Origin of the sequence: Pseudomonas tohonis, from assembly GCF_012767755.2 — a bacterium.
Classification (GTDB): domain Bacteria; phylum Pseudomonadota; class Gammaproteobacteria; order Pseudomonadales; family Pseudomonadaceae; genus Metapseudomonas; species Metapseudomonas tohonis.
Genome location: NZ_AP023189.1, coordinates 5,087,643 through 5,108,149, shown reverse-complemented (window position 1 = coordinate 5,108,149; position 20,507 = coordinate 5,087,643). Strand labels below are relative to the sequence as shown.

Sequence of the window (20,507 nt, the reverse complement as noted above, 5' to 3'; positions counted from 1 at the left end):
CATGGGGCCTGTTTCTCCGCGCCTTGAAGGTTGATAAATGACTACCGAGATCGAATTCCGGCTGACGGCCGACCTTGATTCGGCCGTGAAGGAAGTGGCCGTCTTCCGGAAGGAGTACGCCGAGCTCGTCAAGGCGGTGGAGAAGCCTCTGAGACAGGTGAATGCCTTTCGCGGCCTGGAAGATGGCCTGGAAGCCATGGGCAAGGCGACTGCCGACGCCCGTGCGCGGGTGCGGGAGCTTGGCGCTGAACTGATTCGCACCGAGTACCCGTCCGAGCAACTGCAGAACTCCTACCGCGTTGCTACTGCTGAGCTGAAGAAGCTGGAGCGCCAGGAGGCAGTCCAGACCAACCGTCTGAGGGTTATGCAGAAGGAGCTGAAAGCCGCCGGCGTCGACACAACGAATCTTGTGCGCGAGCAGCGCCGCCTGTCTCAAGAACTGGCCACCAACCTGTCTGCTGGACGTGCCGACGCTGCCCGGAATGGGATTCGCGCCCTTGCGGCTGAGCAGAAGCGCCTGCAGGTGGTTCAGCGCCAGAACTCTATCGATGCTGCCCGTGCAGACTTCGGCGTAAACCGAGCTCGCGAGGCAACTACAGCCATCCAGAAGCTGGAACAGCAATTCCGCCTTCTCAAGGCCTCGGGCACCCTGACGGCCAACGAGTTGGCCATTGCACAACGGAACTACACCAACCAGGTGGAGGAGGCTCGTCGAGAGCTGGCGCGCCTGAATGGCGAGCAACAAAAGGGCGCCTCGAGTCGCCTGTCTGGCGTCTCGCTTGGGCAATATGCAGGCCTTGCTGGTGCTGGGCTTGCTGCAACACAGACCTTCCGTGCCTACGTCCAGGCTGCTGACAGCGTGCAAAACATGAACGCCCAGCTGCGACTGGCAACATCGAGCCAAGAGGAATTCAACCGAGCCCAGGAAATCACCCGGGAAATCGCAACTACGAACATGGTTCCGCTCGAAGACACCGTGAAGCTCTATGCGCGCCTAAACGTACCCCTGAAGGCTATGGGGCGGAGCCAAGAAGACACTGGGAGGGTGATCGATATTGTTGCGAAGTCGCTCCGGATCAGTGGCGCAACCGCTAGCGAAGCCTCGTCAACAATCCAGCAGTTTTCGCAGGCTCTCGGTTCAGGCGTACTCAGGGGGGAGGAGTTCAACGCGGTTTCGGAGAACTCGCAGCGTCTCCTGAAGGCTCTGGCTGATGGAATGAAAGTCCCGGTCCAGTCTCTGCGCGATATGGCGGCCGAGGGAAAGTTGACTGCCTCGGTGATCGTTGATGCTTTGTTGCCGCAATGGCAGAGGCTCACCGACGAGGCTCAGCAGCTTCCGCAAACCGTTGGCGGTCAATTTGTGGTGCTGAAAGACCGCATTAATCTGGCGCTTGGGGGGGTTAAGACCAAGCCGCTGATCGATCAGATGAAGGAGTTGGGGGACACGATTAGTGAGCCGAAGACCGCTGAGAATCTGAACACGATTGGTGCGGCCTTTATCCGCCTCGGAAGCTGGGGGACTATTGCCCTGTCCAACGTGACCGAGGGAATCAACGGTGCGACCTATAGCGTCGCTCGCCTCTTTGGCCAGATTTCTGAGGTAGATCGCGCGGAACAGGAGATCCGCAGGCTTGAGAACGCGATTGAAGGGATCGGTGTGCTGGACCTGCTGTACACCGACGATGAGCTAAAGCAGAAGCTGAAAGAGTGGCAGGACTACCGCGCCAAGCTCATCAAGGAGATGACCGGATCTACGGAGGAAGAGCGGAAGCTCCAGGAGCAACGCAACGCCGACACCAAGGCCGCGAACGCCGAGTACATGGAGGAGCTGCGCAAGTCGCGCACCGAGGCGGAGGGCGAGCGAGCCGAGTTCGTCAAAGGCCTGGAAAAGAACATCAAGGCCCAGGAGAAGCTGGAAAAGGATGCGCTTGCCCGGCTCGGCAAGATCCGCGACGAGCGCGCCTCGATCGAGAAGAAGTATGCCGATGCGCAGACCGCTCTCAGCGGCGCGCCCGAGGCGAAGAACACCTACGGCACCGCCCAGCGCCTGAAGGTGTCCGCCAGCCAGGCCCTGCAGAAGGGTGACTTCGCCACGGCGAAGAAGCGGGCCGACGAAGCCCTGAAGGTGATCCTCGCCATCGAGGAGGCCGGCGGCAATACGCTGGGGCTTCGCGGTTTCGCCAAGGAGCTCGAGAAGATCGAGCTCGCGGCTACGGACCTGGAGAAGGCCAAGGCCGACAAGTCGCTGGAGGAAATCCGCGCCAAAATCTCCGACCTGCAGCAGGGACTGGATGAGCTGAAGAACGTCCAGATCACCGTTTCGATGTCCGACGAGGAGGCCAACAAGGTCCTCGCTCAGATGCAGGACCTGGCAACCAAGGCCGGGAAGATCTTCCAGGTCCAGCTAAACCCACTGATCACAGGCACGGATCAGCAGCAGGCCATGGCGCTGCAGGGCGACAGCAAGGTGTCGTTCCCGACGGAGAGCGAAACCACCAAGAAGGAGGCGGAGAAGCTCGGCGCTGACGTCAGCAAGGAGATGGTCGTCGAGCCGCAGCTCAAGAAGCCGCAGGCGTTCCAGGACGGGACCAGCTTCAGCCAGTTCCCGCCCACCGAGGTGACGCCCGAGCTCAATGCGGAAGCGGCTACTGTCGTGCAGAGCCAGATCGCCACGCTGGCGCAGCAGTTCCAGCAGCAACTCACGGTTCCGGTTACGCCGGTGCTGGAGAAGAGCGGGAAGTACTACGTCAGCGCTGACGGCACCGGCTACAGCCAGTTCCCGGAGGGCTATTCCGCCGGCGGCTGGACGGGTCCTGGTGGGAAGTATCTGCCGGTGGGCGTGGTGCACGCCGACGAGCACGTGCAGCCGAAGGAAGTGGTCAACGAGCCAGGGGCGCTTTCGTTCCTGGAGACTATCCGCCGCAACGGCTTCCAGAACACGATGTCGTCGCTCACCGCCAGGCTGCGCCGAGGGTTCGCTGAGGGCGGCCTGGCAACGGCCGGCGCCAGGCCGAGCATTCCGTTGATCTCGCCTTCGTCGCTGGCTGGCTCTGGCAACTCGCTGGCCGACTACGGCTCGCTTCAGATCAACCTGCCGGACGGCACCGCGTTCCCAGCCATGGTGCAGCACGACACCGCCAAGGAAATTCGCCGCCAGGCACGTATGCGCGGCAAATCCTCTACCCGATAAGGACCAACCATGATCCCTGACGTCATGCTCGGCGGTATTCCGCTGAAGGGCTGGAGCGGGCCTGTGTCGCAGGAGTATTCGCCGATTGGCGGATCGACTGTGGTGCGCCGCTCCGGCGGTGCGGCGGTGAAGATGCAGCACTGGCGGAAGATGAGCGTCAGCCTGCGCGGCAGCGGCTGGATGGGCCCGGGGCTTTCGGCCTTGGACTTCAGCCAGCCACTGGAGCTGCGCTGCACGAAGCAGCTCTCGATAAGTACCACCTCGCTGACCGGCACCATCGTCGGCACCGTCAGGCCGGACATGGAGCCCTGGGCGTTGGCGCTGCTGGGCCGCGACTGGGTGAAAACCCCGGTGGCCATGACCGGCAACGCCTTCGCCATCACAGAAGTACCGGGTGCCACGCTCTACCAGGTCTGCTGGATGCCGCAATTCATGGTGTTCTGCGAACCGCCGCCGGAGTCCATGGACCCGCAGGCCAACACCCACGACTGGACCATCAACGCCGAGGAAGTCTGATGCAACTGAATGGCTCGCCGCTCAACGGGGCTCCGCTGAACGGCGGCCTTGGTGTGGGCGCTCCGCCGGCGCCAGTGACGATTGATCCTGTGGTGTCGGTGCTGTGGTCGGTTCGGCTGATGCTCAACGGCGTGGACTCCAGCCACCTGCTGGCGGGCTCCATCAGCATCCAGAGGGAGGAGGGCGCCCGCTGCATCGCCGACTTCGACCTACAGTTCCTGGGCGAGGCGGTGAACCCGGCCAGCTACCAGGGGCAGCGGGTGGAGCTGTCCTTCATGGTCTGGAACGGCTCCGGCTGGGATGTGGCGCTGTGCTTCCGGGGGCAGATCACCGGCCCGCAGTTCAATCTGCAGACCCGGGTGCTGTCCTGCGAGTGCAGCGACCGCCTCAACGAGATCGTCGAGGCCATGGACGTGGCCGGTATCGACGCCATCACCGGCGGCCTGTGGTCGGCGGATGTGTTCGAGGAGGTCGAGGGGCGCTCGCGCTGGGACTATGCGTCCGAGCGGATGAGCACCCGCCCGGCGAGCCTGCAGCTCAGCCTGGAGGGCGCTCTGCAGGTGACCGAGTGGGCGCCGACCCCTGAGCCGCACTTCATCGTCCCGGCCGGCACGGTGCTGTTCGAGTCCATCGAGTGGATACCGGTGGAGCTGAGCGAGCGGATCAACGTCGTGGAGATCGAGGGTGACTACCGATTCCCGCGGCTGCGGGAGCGCCACCAGCCCTTCTTCTGGGAGCATCCCTCCTGGGTTGGCCTGACCGTTATCGACGGCTTCTGCTTCAACCATCGCGAGGACGGAACCGAGTTGCCCGATATCGCGATGGTCACTCAGGCCAGCGAGGATGCCGGCTACCAGGCGATCATCAACGTCGTTTGGGAACGGCTTCCGCCAACTGGCTCCGGGGCTCTGTGTGACCCGCCGTCGGGCTGGACCAACCCCTACCCTGACCTGCTGGTGCGGGCCACCTGGGACAGCGCCATGCGCTGGGTCCAGCCGGTGACGGAGCAGTACAAGCTCCGCATCGAGGCGCCGGCCAGCGTGACCCAAGCGGGCGAGGTGATCGACCGTGAGCGGGTGGCGATCGAGACCGAGAGCGACCGCGCCGAGTCCTTCGAGGATGCGACCTTTACCGGCCCGGATGCCGATGCAGTGCAGGACGCCCTGGGCGACTGGGTGGTGGACCTTCGCGAGGACGAGAGACGGGCCCAGGCCCTGAGCTGTCTGATGCACGTCGGGCGAGTGAAGATCCTCGGCGCCCACCGCGGCAACCGGTTCGCCTACCAGCTCCCCACGGCGGACTGCCTGGATATTCGCCTGGAGCACACCGGACGGGTAGAGGACGTGATCCTGGGTCGCAACATCGTCTGCCAGGCCCGGATGTTCAGCATCGCGCACCAGTGGGACCTGGATAGCGGCTCGGCCATCACCTCGATTCAGTTCGCGGTGAGCCAGGGCGGCGGGGATGAGACCGACCCGCTCACCGTTCCGGGCGCCCCGGCCAGCACCCCATCCGGGGATGTGCCGGTGTTGATCCAACTGCCGACCCAGCTCTCCGGCCACGTCGACAGCCCACCCTACGACGAGGACCTGCTCGGGTTCTCCGGCAACTACACCAACTACAACTCGACACAGGACAAGTTCGAGCGGCGCTTCGACCTTGAGGCGCCGGAACAGCCTGCCGACCACCGTGACGAATACGAGGTGGAGCAGGCGCAGACCTACCGCGTCGGCGTGCCCACCGACCTCCTGGAGCTTTGAATGACCCTTGCCCAAGAACGCGCCGCTATCCGCGCGGGGGTGAGCTCGTCCCGAGCGAGCTCGCTGAAGCGCGACCTGAACAGCCTGGAAACCAGCCGCCGCCGCACGCAGGAGCTCAACACGCTCGAGCGCAAGGGCCTGCGCCCGGCGACACGGGGCCGTGGGGTCTGGGTTGAGCCTGCTGCTACCGGCGGAACAGGGGAGGGCGTGGCCTGGCCCCTGACCGAACAGACCACGGTGGATGTCGACGGCGACACGGTGCCGGACCGCACCTATTACGCCGACCTGGTGCTGACAACCAGCGAAGGGATTTTCACCTTGGAGATTCCGCCGGTGCACATCATGAAGTTCCGCGACGCGGACAACGTGGCGGATCACCAGGTGATCCTGGCGGAGCCGAAGCGATGATCAACATCGGAGGCGTCCCTACCGACAAGGTCAACGTGTGGGGCTGGTGCTGGCATGGACTGATCCGGCCGGCCGACAACCCGAGCCAGGGTGAGATCGTTCTGCCCAACGGCCAGACCAAGGAGCACCCTCTCACCGGCAGCACGAACTACCGCATCTACGTTCCCGGCACGCCCGCAGTGGTGCGCACCCCGGAGCAACAGGCAGCAGATGAGGCAGCAGGGCGGCAATGGTGGAACGAGGCGATCCTGAGCGGAACCGGCCTCTACGGCCAGGACCTGGGTGGCTGGCTCTACTGCTCGCCGGACGGGACGCGCTGGATCATCAACCTGGAGGGCGCCCAGGCGCGCCGCATGGGCGAGTTCGGCAAGCCTCCGCAGACCAAGGCCATAACGGTGACCTGGCCGGCGGACAACGGGCAGAGCACCCCGAGCCTGGATTTCGGCGAGGGCGAAGCTCCGGTGTTTCAGTGGCCGGTGCCGATCGACATCAGCAGCGATGGGCGCAAGGCCATCCTGATGCTGTACATGCGCGACGTGGCCTACGGCCCGCTCGAACGGCCCATGCCGGTTGGGTTCCTGCTGGTGGAGGTCACCGGCGGCGCCGCTACGCCGTTCGCCGCCAACATCACCGTGCTCTTCACCCGGGCCGAGACGCTGGGTACCTCTGGCTACACCTCCGACTTGGTGGTGGAGCACGACGGCACTGGCAACCCCATCTCGGCGAACGGCACGGAGACGCGGGAGATCATCGATCGGATCTGGGCGGCCTGGTTCAACGAGTCAGGGCTACCGATTCCGTGCCTGCTGTACCGGCGCGAGGAGGCGGAGCAGCACATGACCGTCGACGGCGGCACGAAGCGGTCGCGCTTCCTCTGGCAGCTGAAGGTCGACAGCACACTGGCCTGCGAGGCGGACCTGGCCAGCCTGTTCAATGAGTCGCCGCCGGGGAGCATCACAGCCTTTGGCACCCTCAACGGGGAGACGATCTACAGCCAGACCTTCTCCGGCGAGGAGTCGCCGGTGGACGCGGTCGGGCCGCTGACCCTGCGCGAACGCCTGATGCCACGCGACTCCATCGGCGGCGTCCTGGCCGGGGATAACTCGGACATCGTCGCCTACAGCAACAACCTGGTAGGCCTGTACGTGCGCCTGCAGGAGACCGGTTCGGCGCAGCCCGAGCACCGCTACATCGGCGCGGCCTGCCCGACGACGCCACTGGCGCCGCTGCTGATGAACGAGAACCACCAGGGGACGATCGTCACGTTCCCCGACCGGAACCGCCTGTATGGGCCCAGGCCCTACTGCGCCTGGAACCCTGTAACCCATGAAGCCTCTGCCCTGTCGGCAGGGATCGTAGGATGGATCTGATGGCCAAACCCCAGTTCGTGAACAACTGGACTGCGTCGCTGCAGGCCGAGCTGGCGAGCGACGCCACCAGCATGATTATCGAGACCGACCGTGCCGCGCTTCTCTCCGGGTTGGCCGTGGGCGACTACTACATGGCGACCCTGGTGGGCGTCGATGTGGCGGGCCAGGAAAACGCCTGGGAGATCGTGAAGATCACCGCTAACGCATCGGGCGTGCTGACCATCGTCCGCGCCCAGGAAGGGACCGCGGCCAGGCTCTGGCCGACCGGTACGGTCGTGAGCGGCCGCGTGACTGCTGGCCTGCTCGCTCAGCTCCGTGACGCCGGCGGTGGCACGGGGCCCGGTGGTGGCATCGAGGACGTGAACGACGATGGCCGCCTCAACGTGCGGCGCTTCGAGGAGTGGGTGCCGGTACCGGTGTTCGAGATCCCAGAGGACGGCTGGACCGATAGCATGCCGGTTACCTTCACCAGTTCCACCGCGCTGATCATGAGCGGCACGCTGGTGATGGTCCCCTATGTGGCGCCTCACGATATGACGGTCGACCAGATGTCGGTGATCGTCACAAGCGCTGCGGCGGGTACGTCGGCGATGCTGAAGGTCTATGAATCGGACATCAATGGCTGGCCCGGCTCTGGGCTCCCAAGCGCAAACGGGTTGGCCTCGATGGGCAGCACCGGCCAGGCCGTAGCCACCCTCAGCATTCCGGCCGAGCTGTTAGGCGGCCGGCGCTACTGGTTGGCAGTGCACACCAACGGCATGCCCCAGCTGCGCGCCTCTACTGTCGGCGCTCCGGTGCTGGGCGTGAGCGCCGACGGCAACAGCCGCTATTGCTCACTATCGCGTTCGGTGTCCTGGGCTACGGGGGCGCCGGACACTTGGGAATTTGTCCGCACCGACCTTTCCACTACCAACCCGCCGCTCATCCGCCTGCACCGCGCCGCCGGCGCCTGACACCCCTGACACGAGGAGTAGCCAGCATGACGCCGGCCCGCTTAGTCCTGGACATCATTCCGGGCGCTACCCTGCAGCAGCCGCTCCTGCTGATGCAGCCGACCTACACCTACAAGCCGATCGCGGAAATTCAGCAGAGCGCGCCGCTGCGTATGACGGTGCCTGGCCACGGCCTGCCCGGGGAATGGATGACCTGGTGCGAGGGCATCCAGCAGGGCCAGGGCCTGAATCTGGACAAGGCCACCACCGTGGGTCGTATGACCCGGGTGGTCGACGCCGATACGGTCGAGTTCAACGACATCAACGGCCTGGCGCTGAGGGCGTCTGGCGGCGTGCTGGTCTTCCAGCTGCCGGTGGACCTCACCGGCATGGTGCCGCAAGTCGAGATCCGGGGGGAGGGCGCAGATCCGATCGTGCTCACGCTGGGCGCTGGGCTGACCGTAACCGGCCTGGGCCAGCTGATGATGGTGCTAACCCCCGAGCAGACCGCCGCCATCACCTGGACGCGGGGCGAATGGGATCTGGACCTCACCTACACCGACGGCCGCGTGGAGCGCTGGCTGCGCGGCGAGGTGGTCGTCAGCAGCGGGGGAGGGTGCTGCCATGGCTGACACCTCGCCCGCTGTAGTGGTGGCGCAGCCGGTGGTGATCGTCACCGAGCCCCGGCGAGCCCCGGTCGCGGTTGTTGCTACCGGGCCGCAAGGTCCATCCGGCCGTGACGGCGCCCCTGGCGGAACGACCTTCCAGTGGGATCAGACCATCGCTCTGGCGGTGTGGACCGTCCCCCACAACCTGCAGAGATTCCCCAGCGTCACCGTCGTGGACCATCTCGGCAACCGGGTAGAGCCAGACGTCACCTACATCGACGACAACATTGTCCAGATCACCCACGGGCGGCCGGAGATCGGCCGAGCGTATTTCAACTAGGAGCACCTTATGAAGCATACGAACACGCTAGACCTCAACGGCTTCAAGGCCATCAACCTCGCCGACGGGGTGAATCCGCAGGACGCGGTGACCCGCTCCCAGCTGGATGCGGCAATCCAGGGCTTTGCCTGGAAAGCTCCGGTGCGCGCGGCCACCACGGCGAACATCACGCTGTCCGGCACCCAGACAATCGACGGCGTCGCCCTGGTGGCCGGCGATCGCGTGCTGGTAAAGAACCAGTCGACCGCATCGGGTAACGGCATCTACCTGGTGGCCTCCGGCAGCTGGACCCGTTCGACCGATTTCGACACTGCCGCCGAGATGCTGGGCGCTGCTGTTTTCGTGAGCGAGGGTGCCACTCAGGGAAACCAGCAATGGAAGATGACCACCGACGCCCCCATCACGGTAGGCACCACGGCCATCGTATGGGAGCAGGTCGGAGGCGGTTCGAGCTACACCGCCGGCAACGGCATAACCATTACCGGCGGCGTCATCGCGGTCGATACCTCCGTCACTGCGCGCAAGATGTCGGCCACCATTGGCGACGGCACGGCCACTACCATCACCGTCACCCACAACCTGAACACCCAGGACGTCGTCGTCAGCGTGCGCGAAACCGCAACCAATGCCGGCGTGATCACGGACTGGGTCGCCAACACCGCCAACACCGTGCAGCTGACCTTCGGTACGGCCCCAACCTCCGGGCAGTACCGGGCCACGGTGATAGGCTGATGCGCTTCACCGGCGCAGTCGATGAGGCGCCCATCCTCACTATTGCATCGGCCGCGACGACGGACATCGGCGCGGCCCGGGCAAACATGCTCCGGCTCACCGGAAGCGCCGCCATCGCCTCGTTCGGCAGTGCTCCATCGGGCACGATGCGATGGATATGGTTCGACGGGATGATGTCGATCACCTACAACGCGACGGCGATGATTCTGCCCACGCTGAGCAGCATCTGGACGGCGCCTGGAGATACAGCGACGTTCGTATCCTTAGGCGGTGGTAACTGGCGATGCCTTTCTTACAACCGTGTAATTGGCTGGCCTATCGCTGAGAACGGGTTCGGCTACAACCAGTCCTGGCAGGACATGACGGCTAGCCGTGCTCTGTCAACCACATACACGAATGGCACTAGCAGGCCGATTGCGGTGAGTGTCTGGGCTACAGCTACCGGCCTGAATGGCAACCTATCCGCTGCAGTGGGAGGGGTGACTATCGCCCTGGGGAATCAGGCGCATGTTGCGGGGGCTGTTGCATGTGTTTCGTTTGCGGTCCCGCCTGGCTCCACGTACAGCGTCAGCCAGGGCGGCACTGCACCGATAAACAAGTGGATGGAGTTACGTTGATGCATATCCAGGCACGTAATCCTGCGACCTCTGACGTCTTCGGATATGACGATCCAGAGGAAATCCCTTCTGGCTATATCCGCCTGACTGAAGAAGAGATTAACGTCAGGTTGAGGCCAGCCTTGAGTCTGGAACAGATCCAGTCCCTGCTCACGGCAGTAGTCCAAGCCCACATGGATGCAGAGACCCGCACGCGTGGCTACGACTCCATCCTCAGCCTCTGCACCTACGCCACCAGCACTGTCCCCAGGTTCCAGGCCGAAGGCCAGGCTGGTGTCGTGTGGCGTGATGCATGCTGGCAGCTGGGCTACGACCTCATCGCCCGTGTGCGCGCCGGCGCGGCGCCCATCCCCACTGAGGCGGAGCTGCTGGCCATGCTGCCGCCGATGAAGTGGCCAACCACCGAAGCCGACTGAGCCCCGCTACCGAGCGGGGCTTCTTCTTTCTGGAGATCACCATGGATCTACAACAGGTCCGCCGGGAAATCATTGCCCCGGCGTTTTTGCTGCTGCCTGACCGTATGGCAGGGAAAAAGGCCGAGGTGATGCTGCTGGCCATCGGGCTGCAGGAGAGCCGCTTCCTCCACCGCCGGCAGATCAACGGGCCTGCGCGGAGCTTCTGGCAGGGGGAGAAGGGCGGCGGCATGGTCCACGGCGTACCGCGCCACGTGGCCACCATGCGCACCGCCGCGAAGGTGCTAGAGGCCCGGGGCGTTCCCCCGACCGATGACGCCATCTACGCCGCTATCGAGACCGACGACATCCTGGCCTGCTGCCTGGCGCGCCTGCTGCTCATCACTGACCCCATGGCCTTGCCGGAGATCGGGGCGCCGCGGGCGGCCTGGGAGATGTACCTGCGCACCTGGCGACCCGGGAAGCCGCACCCTGATACCTGGCCCGCGCTCTACCAGCAGGCCGTGGAGGCGGTGCAGTGACCGCCCTGCAGGTTCGCCTGCTGGTGCTGGTTATAGCTGCCGCGCTGTCTGCTGCCGCCGGCGCGCTGGTCAACGGCTGGCGCTGGGAGGCCCGGCTGGCCATGGCCAACCAGGTGCACGCCGACACCCTGGCCGAGATCGACCGCGCCACGGCCAAGCAGCTGCAGGTCCACCAGGAACAGCAGGCGGACCTGCAGCGCCGCCTTGAACTCACCGAGCAACAGCACTACCAGGAGCTGGCACATGCCCAGGAAAACACTGATCGGCTGCGCGCTGATCTCGCTGCTGATCGCCAGCGGCTGCTCGTCAAGGTCCGAGGTCCGGCCAGTTGCGGTGGCGTGCCCGCCGCCACCGGTGCCTCCGGCGTGGATGATGGAGCCCAGTACGCCGAGCTTCACCCAGCGACTGCAGCAGATCTTGCCGCCCTCGCCGGAGATGCAGACCGCTGCGCCGTGAGGCTCAAGAGTCTGCAGGCGTGGGTCCGAGAAGTCACGACGAAATCGCCGTAAATCTTCCCCAAAACACATCCCTAAGTATCTGATTTTATTGAGGTGGGAAGTCATGCAAAACGCCCCGTTGCGAGGCGTCGTTTTCAGCTGCAAGACTTTGATCTGAAAGGAGAATTACTGATTCGCTACGGTATCCCAGGCCTTGATGCCGTAGAGGGTGATGGTCATGGGGCAGCTCGGATTCACGTGAGGCAAGGGCCGCGCAGCCAGGGGCCGCGCGACGTCGGTCGGCGATTATGCCACGCGGGATTGCCCGATGGGGCGCCGGCGCGGCGCCCCGTGTCGTCAGGGTCGAAGGGCCCGCCTGGCGGGCCGTGGGGTCAGAGGCTGCGGACGAAGTCGCGGATGCGCTCGGCGGCTTCGATGCACTCGGCGAGCGGTGCGACCAGGGCCATGCGCACGCGGCCTGCGCCCGGGTTGAAGCCGTCCACTTCGCGGGAGAGGTAGGAGCCCGGCACCACGGTGACGTGCTCGCGGGCGAAGAGGTCGCGGGTGAAGGTCTGGTCGTCCACCGGGGTCTTGGCCCACAGGTAGAAGCCGCCGTCCGGGCGTTGCACGTCGAGCACGCCGCCGAGGATGTCGAGCACGGCGTCGTATTTCTCGCGGTACAGGTCACGGTTGGCGCGCACGTGGGCTTCGTCGTTCCAGGCGGCGATGCTGGCCAGCTGGGTCTGCACGGGCATGGCGCAGCCGTGGTAGGTGCGGTACAGCAGGAAGGCCTTGAGGATGGCGGCGTCACCGGCGACGAAGCCGGAGCGCAGGCCCGGCAGGTTGGAGCGCTTGGACAGGCTGTGGAACACCACGCAGCGGGCGAAGTCGCTGCGGCCCAGTTCGGCGCAGGCGGTGAGCAGGCCGGCCGGCGGGTTGGCTTCGTCGAAGTACAGCTCGCTGTAGCACTCGTCGGCGGCGATGACGAAGTCATGCTCGTCGGCCAGGGCGATCAGTTTCTTCAGTTGTTCGACCGGGACCAGGGCGCCGGTGGGGTTGCCCGGGGAGCAGAGGAAGAGGATCTGGCAGCGCTGCCAGACCTCGGCCGGTACGGCGTCGAAGTCGGGGTTGAAGCCGTTCTCGGCGAGGCACGGCAGGTAGTGCGGCTCGGCGCCGGCCAGCAGGGCCGCGCCTTCGTAGATCTGGTAGAAGGGGTTCGGGCTGACGACCAGGCCCTGGTCGGCGCGGTTGACCACGGTCTGGGTGAAGGCGAACAGCGCCTCGCGGGTGCCGTTGACCGGCAGCACGTGGCGGGCGGCGTCGAGCCAGCCGGCGGGCACCTTGAAGCGCCGCTCGCACCAGGCGGCGATGGCTTCGCGCAGGGCGGGGATGCCCAGGGTGGTGGGGTACACGGCCATCTGGTCGAGGCTGTCGGCCAGGGCCTTGGCGACGAAGTCCGGCGAGCGGTGCTTGGGTTCGCCGATGGACAGGGCGATGGCCTTCTTGTCGGCCGGTTGCACGCCGCCGAGCAGGGCGCGGAGCTTCTCGAAGGGGTAGGGCTGCAGGTGGTTCAGAGCGTCGTTCATGCGTCGTTCCTGGCTACTGCGAGCGGCTGCACGGGCGCGCTCAGATACTGATTCGGGTGGGGTCAACGCCCTGGGCGTTGGCTTCGGACAGCTGCGAGACGATGGCCGCCTGCAGGCGCTGGCAGAGTTCGGGGTCGGCCAGGGGCTGGTTGTCGGCGTCGGTGACGAAGAACACGTCTTCCACCCGCTCGCCGAGGGTGGCGATCTTGGCGTTCTGCAGCGACAGGTCGAAGTCGAGGAAGATGCGCCCGATGCGCGCCAGCAGGCCGGGGCGGTCGGGTGCGATCACTTCGAGCACGGTGACCGGGCGCTGGGCATCGTTGGAGATGGTCACCTGGGGCGGGAAGGCGAAGTGCTTGAGCTGGCGCGGCACGCGGCGCTGGATGATGGCCGGGTACTCGTCGGGGTTCTTCAGCGCTTCGATCAGGCCCTCGCGGATTTCCTTCACCCGGGCCGGGTTGTCGCCGATGGAGCCGCCGGCGGTGTCGAGCACGATGTAGGTGTCGAGGGTGAACTGGCTGGTGGAGGTGATGATCCGCGCGTCGTGGATGTTGAGGTTGAGCTGGCTCATCGCGGCCACCGTCACGGCGAAGAAGTCGTGCTGGTCGGGGGCGTAGATGAAGATCTGGGTGGCGCCCTCGAACTCGCGCTGGGCGGTTTCCTTGATCAGCACCAGCGGGTCGTTGCCGGCCGGGTGCTGGAGGATGGCCTCGGTGTGCCAGGCGACGTCGTTGGCGGTATGGCGCAGGAAGTAGTCGTCGCCGAGCTGGGACCAGAGCTGCTCGGCGTCGTCCTGGTCGATGCCGTTGCGCACGAGTATGTCGATGGCGGCGGTCTGGGTCTGGCGGATCTGCTCTTCGCGGTCCAGCGGGTTCTCCAGGCCGCGGCGCAGGGCGCGCTTGGTCTCGGTGTAGAGCTGGCGCAGCAGGCTGGCGCGCCAGGAGTTCCACAGGCTCGGGTTGGTGGCGTTGATGTCGGCCACGGTGAGCACGTAGAGGTAGTCGAGGTGGGTCTGGTCGCCCACCAGCTGGGCGAAGTCGAAGATCACCTGCGGGTCGGAGAGGTCCTTGCGCTGGGCGGTGGTGGACATCACCAGGTGGTTCTGCACCAGCCAGGTGACCAGGCGCGAGTCCCAGGCCGGCAGCTGGTGGCGGGCGCAGAAGGCTTCGGCGTCGACGGCGCCGAGCTCGGAATGGTCGCCGCCGCGGCCCTTGCCGATGTCGTGGTAGAGGCCGGCGATGTAGATCAGCTCGGGCTTGGGCAGCTTGTCGATGACCTTGCTGGCGAGCGGGAACTTCTCCGCCAGCTCCGGCCACTTCAGCTTGCGCAGGTGCTTGATCAGGTTGAGCGTGTGGGCGTCGACGGTATAGATGTGGAACAGGTCGTGCTGCATCTGCCCGATGATGTGGCCGAACTCCGGCAGGTAGCGGCCGAGGATGCCGTAGCGGTTCATCCGCCGCAGGTTGCGGTGGATGCCCTGGGACGACTTGAACAGCTCGATGAACAGGCTGGTGTTGCGGATGTCGCTGCGGAAGTCGTCGTCGATGAGATGGCGGCTGTCGCGCAGCAGGCGGATGGTGTCGGCGCGCACGCCCTTGATATCCGGGTGCTGGGCCATCAGCACGAAGATCTCCAGCAGGGCGAAGGGGGTGCGCTTGAAGACGTTGGGATGGGTGACTTCGATGTAGCCGTCGCGCAGCTGGAAGCGGCTGTTCAGCGGTTGCGCGGGCGAGGAGCCGGCGCTGCGCAGGATGACTTCCTCGAAGTGCTGGTTGATCAGGTCGCTGAGCTCGGCGACGCCCATCACCACGCGGTAGTACTTCTGCATGAAGTGCTCGATGGCCTGCTTGGCGTCGTCGCCCTGGAAGCCCAGCAGGCCGGCCAGCTTGCGCTGGTGGTCGAACAGCAGGCGGTCCTCGGCGCGGCCGGCGAGCATGTGCAGGGCGTAGCGCACCTTCCAGAGGAACTCCTGGCTGGAGGCGAGCACGCTGCATTCGCTCTCCACGAGGAAGCCTTCCTTGACCAGGGCGTGCAGGTTGAGGCTGCCGAACTGCCGGCGGGCGACCCAGAGGATGGTCTGGATGTCGCGCAGGCCGCCGGGGGAACCCTTCACGTTGGGTTCCAGGTTGTATTCGGTGTCGTTGTACTTGGCGTGGCGGGCCTTGCGCTCCTGGCGCTTGGCGAGGAAGAAGTCCTTGCTCGGCCACATGCGCTCGGGGCTGGTGACGTCCTGCATGCGCCTGCGCAGGCTTTCCGGGCCGGCGATGGTGCGGCTTTCCATCAGGTTGGTGACCACCGTCAGGTCGGCGCGGGCCTCCTCGGCGCATTCGTCCACCGAGCGCACGCTCTGCCCGACTTCCAGGCCGATGTCCCAGAGCAGGGTGAGGAAGCCTTCGATGGATTCACGGAAGGTCTCGTGGTCGGCGCTGTCCAGGAGGATCAGCAGATCGATGTCCGAGTAGGGGTGCAACTCGCCACGGCCGTAGCCGCCTACCGCCAGCAGGGCGATGTCGGCGTCCTCGCTCCAGTCGAAGCGCTCCCAGGCGGCGCGCAGGATCTGGTCGACGAACCAGGCGCGGTCCTCGACCAGGCGGCGGATGTCGCGGCCATTGGCGAAGCGGGTGTCGAGGACTTCCTTGGCCTGGCGGATGGCTTTCTTGAAGGCGGCGATGGGGCTGGATTTCAGCGCCAGTTCGGCCTGGAACTGGCCGCGGTCGAACAGTTCGGGATCCACCTGCGGCATCGGTCGCCTTCCTTATATCTGTGGGGCGTTGTCGGGACTCAGGCGGAAACCCGGGGAATGGTGTCGTCGCTGCGCAGGGTGAAGATCTCGTAGCCGGTCTCGGTCACCATCAGCGTGTGTTCCCACTGCGCGGAGAGCTTGCGGTCCTTGGTGATGGCGGTCCAGCCGTCGCCCAGTACCTTGGTCTCGGCACGGCCCTGGTTGATCATCGGCTCGATGGTGAAGGTCATCCCGGCCTTGAGTTCCATCCCGGTGCCGGCGCGACCGTAGTGGAGGATCTGCGGCTCTTCATGGAACACCGCACCGATGCCGTGGCCGCAGAATTCGCGGACCACCGAGAAGCCGTTCTTCTCGGCGTGCTTCTGGATCACTTCGCCGATATCGCCCAGGCGGCAGCCCGGCCTGACCAGCTGGATGGCCTTGTACATGCACTCCTGGGTCACCTGGGACAGGCGCTCGGCCCAGACCGGTACCTTGCCGACATGGAACATGCGGCTGGTGTCGCCGTGGTAGCCGTCCTTGATGACGGTCACGTCGATGTTCAGCGTGTCGCCATCCTTCAGCGGCTTCTCGTTGGGGATGCCGTGGCAGACCACGTGGTTGATCGAGGTGCAGATGGACTTGGGGAAGCCCTTGTAGTTGAGCGGGGCGGGAATCGCCTTCTGCACGTTGACGATGTAGTCGTGGCAGATACGGTCGAGCTCTTCGGTGGTGACACCGGGTTTGACGTGCTCGCCGATCATCTCCAGGACTTCGGCGGCCAGGCGGCCTGCCACGCGCATCTTTTCGATTTCTGCGGGCGTCTTGATGGTCACGGTCATGGCGGTTCTCGAGCGTTTCTATATAAAGAGCGCAATCTTAACAGCTGGAAGCCCGAAGCTTGAAGCCGCAAGAGCGCTCGGCGAGTCCCGCTTCGGGTTTTGAGCTTATAGCTTCGAGTAGTTTTTTGTGCTATAAAACGCGCCGCTTTACGGGCACTCTGCCCGCAAGGCTCAAACCCACACACGTATCGACACGATTTCCTGGGTGCCCGCAAGGGTTGGAGATTGGGATGCGTGGAGGCCTAACCCGACTTATCAAGGAACTATCATGTCCCAAGTCAACATGCGCGATATGCTGAAGGCCGGTGTGCACTTCGGCCACCAGACCCGTTACTGGAACCCGAAAATGGGCAAGTTCATTTTCGGCGCGCGTAACAAGATCCACATCATCAACCTGGAAAAAACCCTGCCGATGTTCAACGAGGCCCTGTCCTTCGTTGAAAAACTGGCTGCAGGCAAGAACAAGGTTCTGTTCGTCGGCACCAAGCGTTCCGCTGGCAAGATCGTCCGCGAAGAAGCTGCTCGTTGCGGCTCCCCGTACGTCGATCACCGCTGGCTCGGCGGCATGCTGACCAACTACAAGACCATCCGTCAGTCGATCAAGCGCCTGCGCGACCTGGAAACCCAGGCTCAGGACGGCACTTTCACCAAGCTGACCAAGAAAGAAGCGCTGATGCGCACCCGCGATCTGGAAAAACTGGAACGCAGCCTGGGTGGCATCAAGGACATGGGCGGCCTGCCGGACGCTTTGTTCGTGATCGACGTCGACCACGAGCGCATCGCTATCACCGAAGCCAACAAGCTGGGCATCCCGGTCATCGGCGTTGTCGATACCAACAGCAGCCCGGAAGGCGTTGACTACATCATCCCGGGTAACGACGACGCCATTCGCGCCGTTCAGCTGTACCTGGGTGCCATGGCCGACGCCGTGCTGCGTGGCCGTCAGAACGCCAACGGCGGTGCTGACGAGTTCGTCGAAGAAGCTGCCGCTTCCGAGGCTGCCGAAGGCTGAGGCCGGCGCGCTTAGCGTTACCCGGTGCGCAAGAAGGGGGCTAGGCCCCCTTTTTGCCACCTCCGATATTGTCTGCCCGGAATGCCGGGCTGAATGGTTGAAAACCTATTCAAGAGGATTGCGAACATGGCAGAGATTACTGCAGCCCTGGTTAAAGAACTGCGCGAGCGTACCGGCCTGGGCATGATGGATTGCAAGAAGGCCCTGACCGCCGCCGATGGCGACATCGAGAAGGCCATCGACGACATGCGCGCCGCTGGTGCCATCAAGGCCGCCAAGAAGTCCGGCAACATCGCCGCCGAAGGCGCCATCGCCGTCAAGGTCGCTGCCGACAACAAGGCCGCCGTGATCATCGAAGTCAACTCCCAGACCGACTTCCTGGCTCTGCAGGACGACTTCAAGAACTTCGTCGCCGCCACCATCGAGCAGGCTTTCGAAGAGAAGCTGACCGACGCCGCTCCGCTGGTTGCCTCCCGCGAAGAAGCTCGCCTGGCCCTGGTTTCCAAGACTGGCGAAAACGTCAACATCCGTCGCCTGACCCGCGTCGAGGGTGATGTCGTGGGTGCCTACCTGCACGGCCACCGCATTGGCGTCCTGGTCAGCCTGAAAGGCGGCAGCGTCGAGCTGGCTCGTGACATCGCCATGCACGTGGCTGCCAGCAACCCGCAGTTCCTCAACGCTTCCCAGGTCTCCGAAGAAGCCGTTGCCAAGGAAAAGGAAATCTTCCTGGCCCTGAACGCCGACAAGATCGCCGGCAAGCCGGAAAACATCGTCGAGAACATGGTCAAGGGCCGTATCGCCAAGTTCCTCGCCGAAGCCAGCCTGGTCGAGCAGCCGTTCGTCAAGGATCCGGAAGTCAAGGTCGGTGACCTGGCCAAGAAAGCCGGTGCCGAAATCGTTTCCTTCGTTCGCTACGAAGTAGGCGAAGGCATCGAGAAGGTCGAAGTGGACTTCGCTGCCGAAGTTGCTGCACAAGTCGCTGCAACCAAGCAGTAAGACGGCCTAGGCTGTCGCCCCGCAAGAGGCTGCCCGCTAACGCGCGCGGCCTCTTCGTCAAACTGGGGAACCCTTTCGGGGCGGTTTCCGTGGCCATGTCCGCCAGGCGGGCACCAAGTGCCGCGTGCGTAGTCGAAGCTACGCTCCAGGACAGCGGAGCCCCGTGCTCCATGAATTCAATGCGCCGCAGGAGAACTCGTAATGGCTCAGCAGGTGAGTGGTCGCCAACCTCGCTATAAACGCATTCTGCTCAAACTCAGCGGCGAAGCCCTGATGGGGTCCGAGGAGTTCGGGATCGACCCGAAGGTCCTGGACCGCATGGCTCTGGAAATCGGTCAACTGGTCGGCATCGGCGTCCAGGTCGGCCTGGTCATCGGCGGCGGCAACCTGTTCCGTGGCGCGGCCCTCAGCGCGGCCGGCATGGATCGGGTCACCGGCGACCACATGGGCATGCTGGCCACCGTGATGAACGGCCTGGCCATGCGCGACGCGCTTGAGCGTTCCAATATCCCCGCGCTGGTGATGTCGGCCATTTCCATGGTCGGCGTGACCGACCACTACGACCGCCGCAAGGCCATGCGCCACCTCAAGAGCGGCGAAGTGGTGATCTTCTCCGCCGGTACCGGCAACCCGTTCTTCACCACCGACTCGGCCGCCTGCCTGCGTGCGATCGAGATCGACGCCGACGTGGTATTGAAAGCCACCAAGGTGGATGGCGTGTACACTGCCGACCCCTTCAAGGACCCGAACGCCGAGAAGTTCGAGCACCTCACCTATGACGAGGTGCTGGATCGCAAGCTGGGCGTGATGGACTTGACGGCGATTTGCCTGTGCCGTGACCAGAAGATGCCGCTGCGGGTCTTCAACATGAACAAACCCGGTGCCCTGCTGAACATCGTTGTGGGTGGCGCCGAAGGAACCCTGATCGAGGAGGGCGAGCAATGATCAACGAGATCAAGAAGGACGCGCAGGAGCGCATGACCAAGACCCTGGAGTCCCTGGGCCATGCCTTCGCCAAGATCCGTACCGGCCGTGCACATCCGAGCATCCTGGACAGCGTGATGGTGTCCTACTACGGCGTCGATACCCCGCTGCGCCAGGTGGCCAACGTGACCGCCGAGGACTCCCGCACCCTGGCCCTGACCGTGTTCGACAAGAGCATGATCCAGGCGGTCGAGAAGGCCATCATGACCTCCGACCTCGGCCTCAACCCGGCCACCGCCGGTACCACCATCCGCGTCCCGATGCCGGCCCTGACCGAGGAAACCCGCAAGGGCTACACCAAGCAGGCCCGCGCTGAAGCCGAGAACGCCCGTATCGCCGTGCGCAACATCCGCCGCGATGCCCTGGCGCAGCTGAAGGACCTGGTGAAGGAAAAGGAAATCAGCGAGGACGACGAGCGTCGCGCTGCCGATGATGTGCAGAAGCTGACCGACAAGTTCGTCGCTGAGGTCGACAAGGGCCTGGAAGCCAAAGAAAACGACCTGATGGCTGTCTGACGGCAC

20 protein-coding genes are annotated in these 20,507 nt (G+C 64.6%); 17 read left to right on the top strand and 3 right to left on the bottom strand.

The window, feature by feature from the left end:
• The first annotated feature begins 37 nt into the window (after positions 1-37).
• The 13 genes from HSX14_RS23305 to HSX14_RS23245 all read left to right on the top strand — a co-directional run bounded on the left by HSX14_RS23305 (position 38) and on the right by HSX14_RS23245 (position 11,916).
• On the top strand, positions 38-3,190 hold the full coding sequence (locus HSX14_RS23305) for a tape measure protein (RefSeq protein WP_173180426.1): 3,153 nt from the start codon (positions 38-40) through the stop codon (positions 3,188-3,190).
• Positions 3,191-3,199: 9 nt separating this feature from the next.
• Positions 3,200-3,706 (top strand): hypothetical protein, encoded by a 507-nt coding sequence (locus tag HSX14_RS23300; RefSeq protein ID WP_175384281.1) that lies wholly within the window; start codon positions 3,200-3,202, stop codon positions 3,704-3,706.
• Positions 3,706-5,466 carry a hypothetical protein gene (locus HSX14_RS23295; RefSeq protein ID WP_173180449.1) on the top strand — a complete coding sequence of 587 codons (1,761 nt, stop codon included), beginning with the start codon at positions 3,706-3,708 and terminating at the stop codon, positions 5,464-5,466. Before HSX14_RS23300 ends, HSX14_RS23295 begins: the two co-directional genes overlap by 1 nt.
• Positions 5,467-5,874 (top strand): hypothetical protein, encoded by a 408-nt coding sequence (locus HSX14_RS23290; RefSeq protein ID WP_173180448.1) that lies wholly within the window; start codon positions 5,467-5,469, stop codon positions 5,872-5,874. It abuts the gene before it with no gap.
• Positions 5,871-7,244 (top strand): hypothetical protein, encoded by a 1,374-nt coding sequence (locus HSX14_RS23285; protein WP_173180435.1) that lies wholly within the window; start codon positions 5,871-5,873, stop codon positions 7,242-7,244. Before HSX14_RS23290 ends, HSX14_RS23285 begins: the two co-directional genes overlap by 4 nt.
• The gene (locus HSX14_RS23280) at positions 7,235-8,197 is read left to right on the top strand and encodes a hypothetical protein (RefSeq protein WP_175384280.1); all 963 of its coding nucleotides are present in this window, start codon (positions 7,235-7,237) and stop codon (positions 8,195-8,197) included. Before HSX14_RS23285 ends, HSX14_RS23280 begins: the two co-directional genes overlap by 10 nt.
• Positions 8,198-8,223: 26 nt before the next feature.
• On the top strand, positions 8,224-8,808 hold the full coding sequence (locus tag HSX14_RS23275) for a hypothetical protein (protein ID WP_175384279.1): 585 nt from the start codon (positions 8,224-8,226) through the stop codon (positions 8,806-8,808).
• Positions 8,801-9,124 (top strand): hypothetical protein, encoded by a 324-nt coding sequence (locus HSX14_RS23270; RefSeq protein WP_173180443.1) that lies wholly within the window; start codon positions 8,801-8,803, stop codon positions 9,122-9,124. The genes HSX14_RS23275 and HSX14_RS23270 overlap by 8 nt, the downstream gene beginning before the upstream one ends.
• Positions 9,125-9,133: 9 nt before the next feature.
• The gene (locus tag HSX14_RS23265; RefSeq protein WP_173180444.1) at positions 9,134-9,856 is read left to right on the top strand and encodes a head decoration protein; all 723 of its coding nucleotides are present in this window, start codon (positions 9,134-9,136) and stop codon (positions 9,854-9,856) included.
• The gene (locus HSX14_RS23260; RefSeq protein WP_173180445.1) at positions 9,856-10,473 is read left to right on the top strand and encodes a hypothetical protein; all 618 of its coding nucleotides are present in this window, start codon (positions 9,856-9,858) and stop codon (positions 10,471-10,473) included. The genes HSX14_RS23265 and HSX14_RS23260 overlap by 1 nt, the downstream gene beginning before the upstream one ends.
• A gap of 122 nt (positions 10,474-10,595) precedes the next feature.
• Complete coding sequence (locus HSX14_RS23255; protein ID WP_173180446.1) at positions 10,596-10,889, top strand: hypothetical protein; 294 nt, start codon at positions 10,596-10,598, stop codon at positions 10,887-10,889.
• A gap of 41 nt (positions 10,890-10,930) precedes the next feature.
• Entirely contained in the window at positions 10,931-11,407 is a 477-nt protein-coding gene (locus HSX14_RS23250; protein ID WP_173180447.1) for a hypothetical protein, read from the top strand.
• The gene (locus tag HSX14_RS23245) at positions 11,404-11,916 is read left to right on the top strand and encodes a lysis system i-spanin subunit Rz (protein ID WP_173171724.1); all 513 of its coding nucleotides are present in this window, start codon (positions 11,404-11,406) and stop codon (positions 11,914-11,916) included. Before HSX14_RS23250 ends, HSX14_RS23245 begins: the two co-directional genes overlap by 4 nt.
• A gap of 320 nt (positions 11,917-12,236) precedes the next feature.
• Here HSX14_RS23245 and dapC read toward each other — a convergent pair whose 3' ends face one another.
• The 3 genes from dapC to map are packed head-to-tail and all read right to left on the bottom strand — an operon-like array spanning position 12,237 to position 16,994.
• Positions 12,237-13,430 (bottom strand): succinyldiaminopimelate transaminase, encoded by a 1,194-nt coding sequence (gene dapC, locus HSX14_RS23240; RefSeq protein WP_173171726.1) that lies wholly within the window; start codon positions 13,428-13,430, stop codon positions 12,237-12,239.
• 40 nt (positions 13,431-13,470) lie between these two features.
• A complete protein-coding gene (locus HSX14_RS23235) occupies positions 13,471-16,173 on the bottom strand; it encodes a [protein-PII] uridylyltransferase (protein ID WP_173171728.1) in 2,703 nt (900 codons plus the stop codon).
• Between the two features lie 38 nt (positions 16,174-16,211).
• The gene (map, locus tag HSX14_RS23230) at positions 16,212-16,994 is read right to left on the bottom strand and encodes a type I methionyl aminopeptidase (RefSeq protein ID WP_111261673.1); all 783 of its coding nucleotides are present in this window, start codon (positions 16,992-16,994) and stop codon (positions 16,212-16,214) included.
• A gap of 268 nt (positions 16,995-17,262) precedes the next feature.
• Here map and rpsB point away from each other — a divergent pair, with 268 nt between their 5' ends.
• From rpsB to frr, 4 genes are all read left to right on the top strand, one after another.
• The gene (gene rpsB, locus HSX14_RS23225) at positions 17,263-18,006 is read left to right on the top strand and encodes a 30S ribosomal protein S2 (protein WP_111261672.1); all 744 of its coding nucleotides are present in this window, start codon (positions 17,263-17,265) and stop codon (positions 18,004-18,006) included.
• Positions 18,007-18,132: 126 nt separating this feature from the next.
• Entirely contained in the window at positions 18,133-19,002 is an 870-nt protein-coding gene (tsf, locus tag HSX14_RS23220) for a translation elongation factor Ts (protein WP_173171730.1), read from the top strand.
• Positions 19,003-19,203: 201 nt separating this feature from the next.
• Positions 19,204-19,947 carry a UMP kinase gene (gene pyrH / locus HSX14_RS23215; RefSeq protein WP_111261670.1) on the top strand — a complete coding sequence of 248 codons (744 nt, stop codon included), beginning with the start codon at positions 19,204-19,206 and terminating at the stop codon, positions 19,945-19,947.
• Positions 19,944-20,501, top strand: a complete 558-nt coding sequence (frr, locus tag HSX14_RS23210) for a ribosome recycling factor (RefSeq protein WP_111261669.1) — start codon at positions 19,944-19,946, stop codon at positions 20,499-20,501. Before pyrH ends, frr begins: the two co-directional genes overlap by 4 nt.
• Positions 20,502-20,507 lie beyond the last annotated feature (6 nt).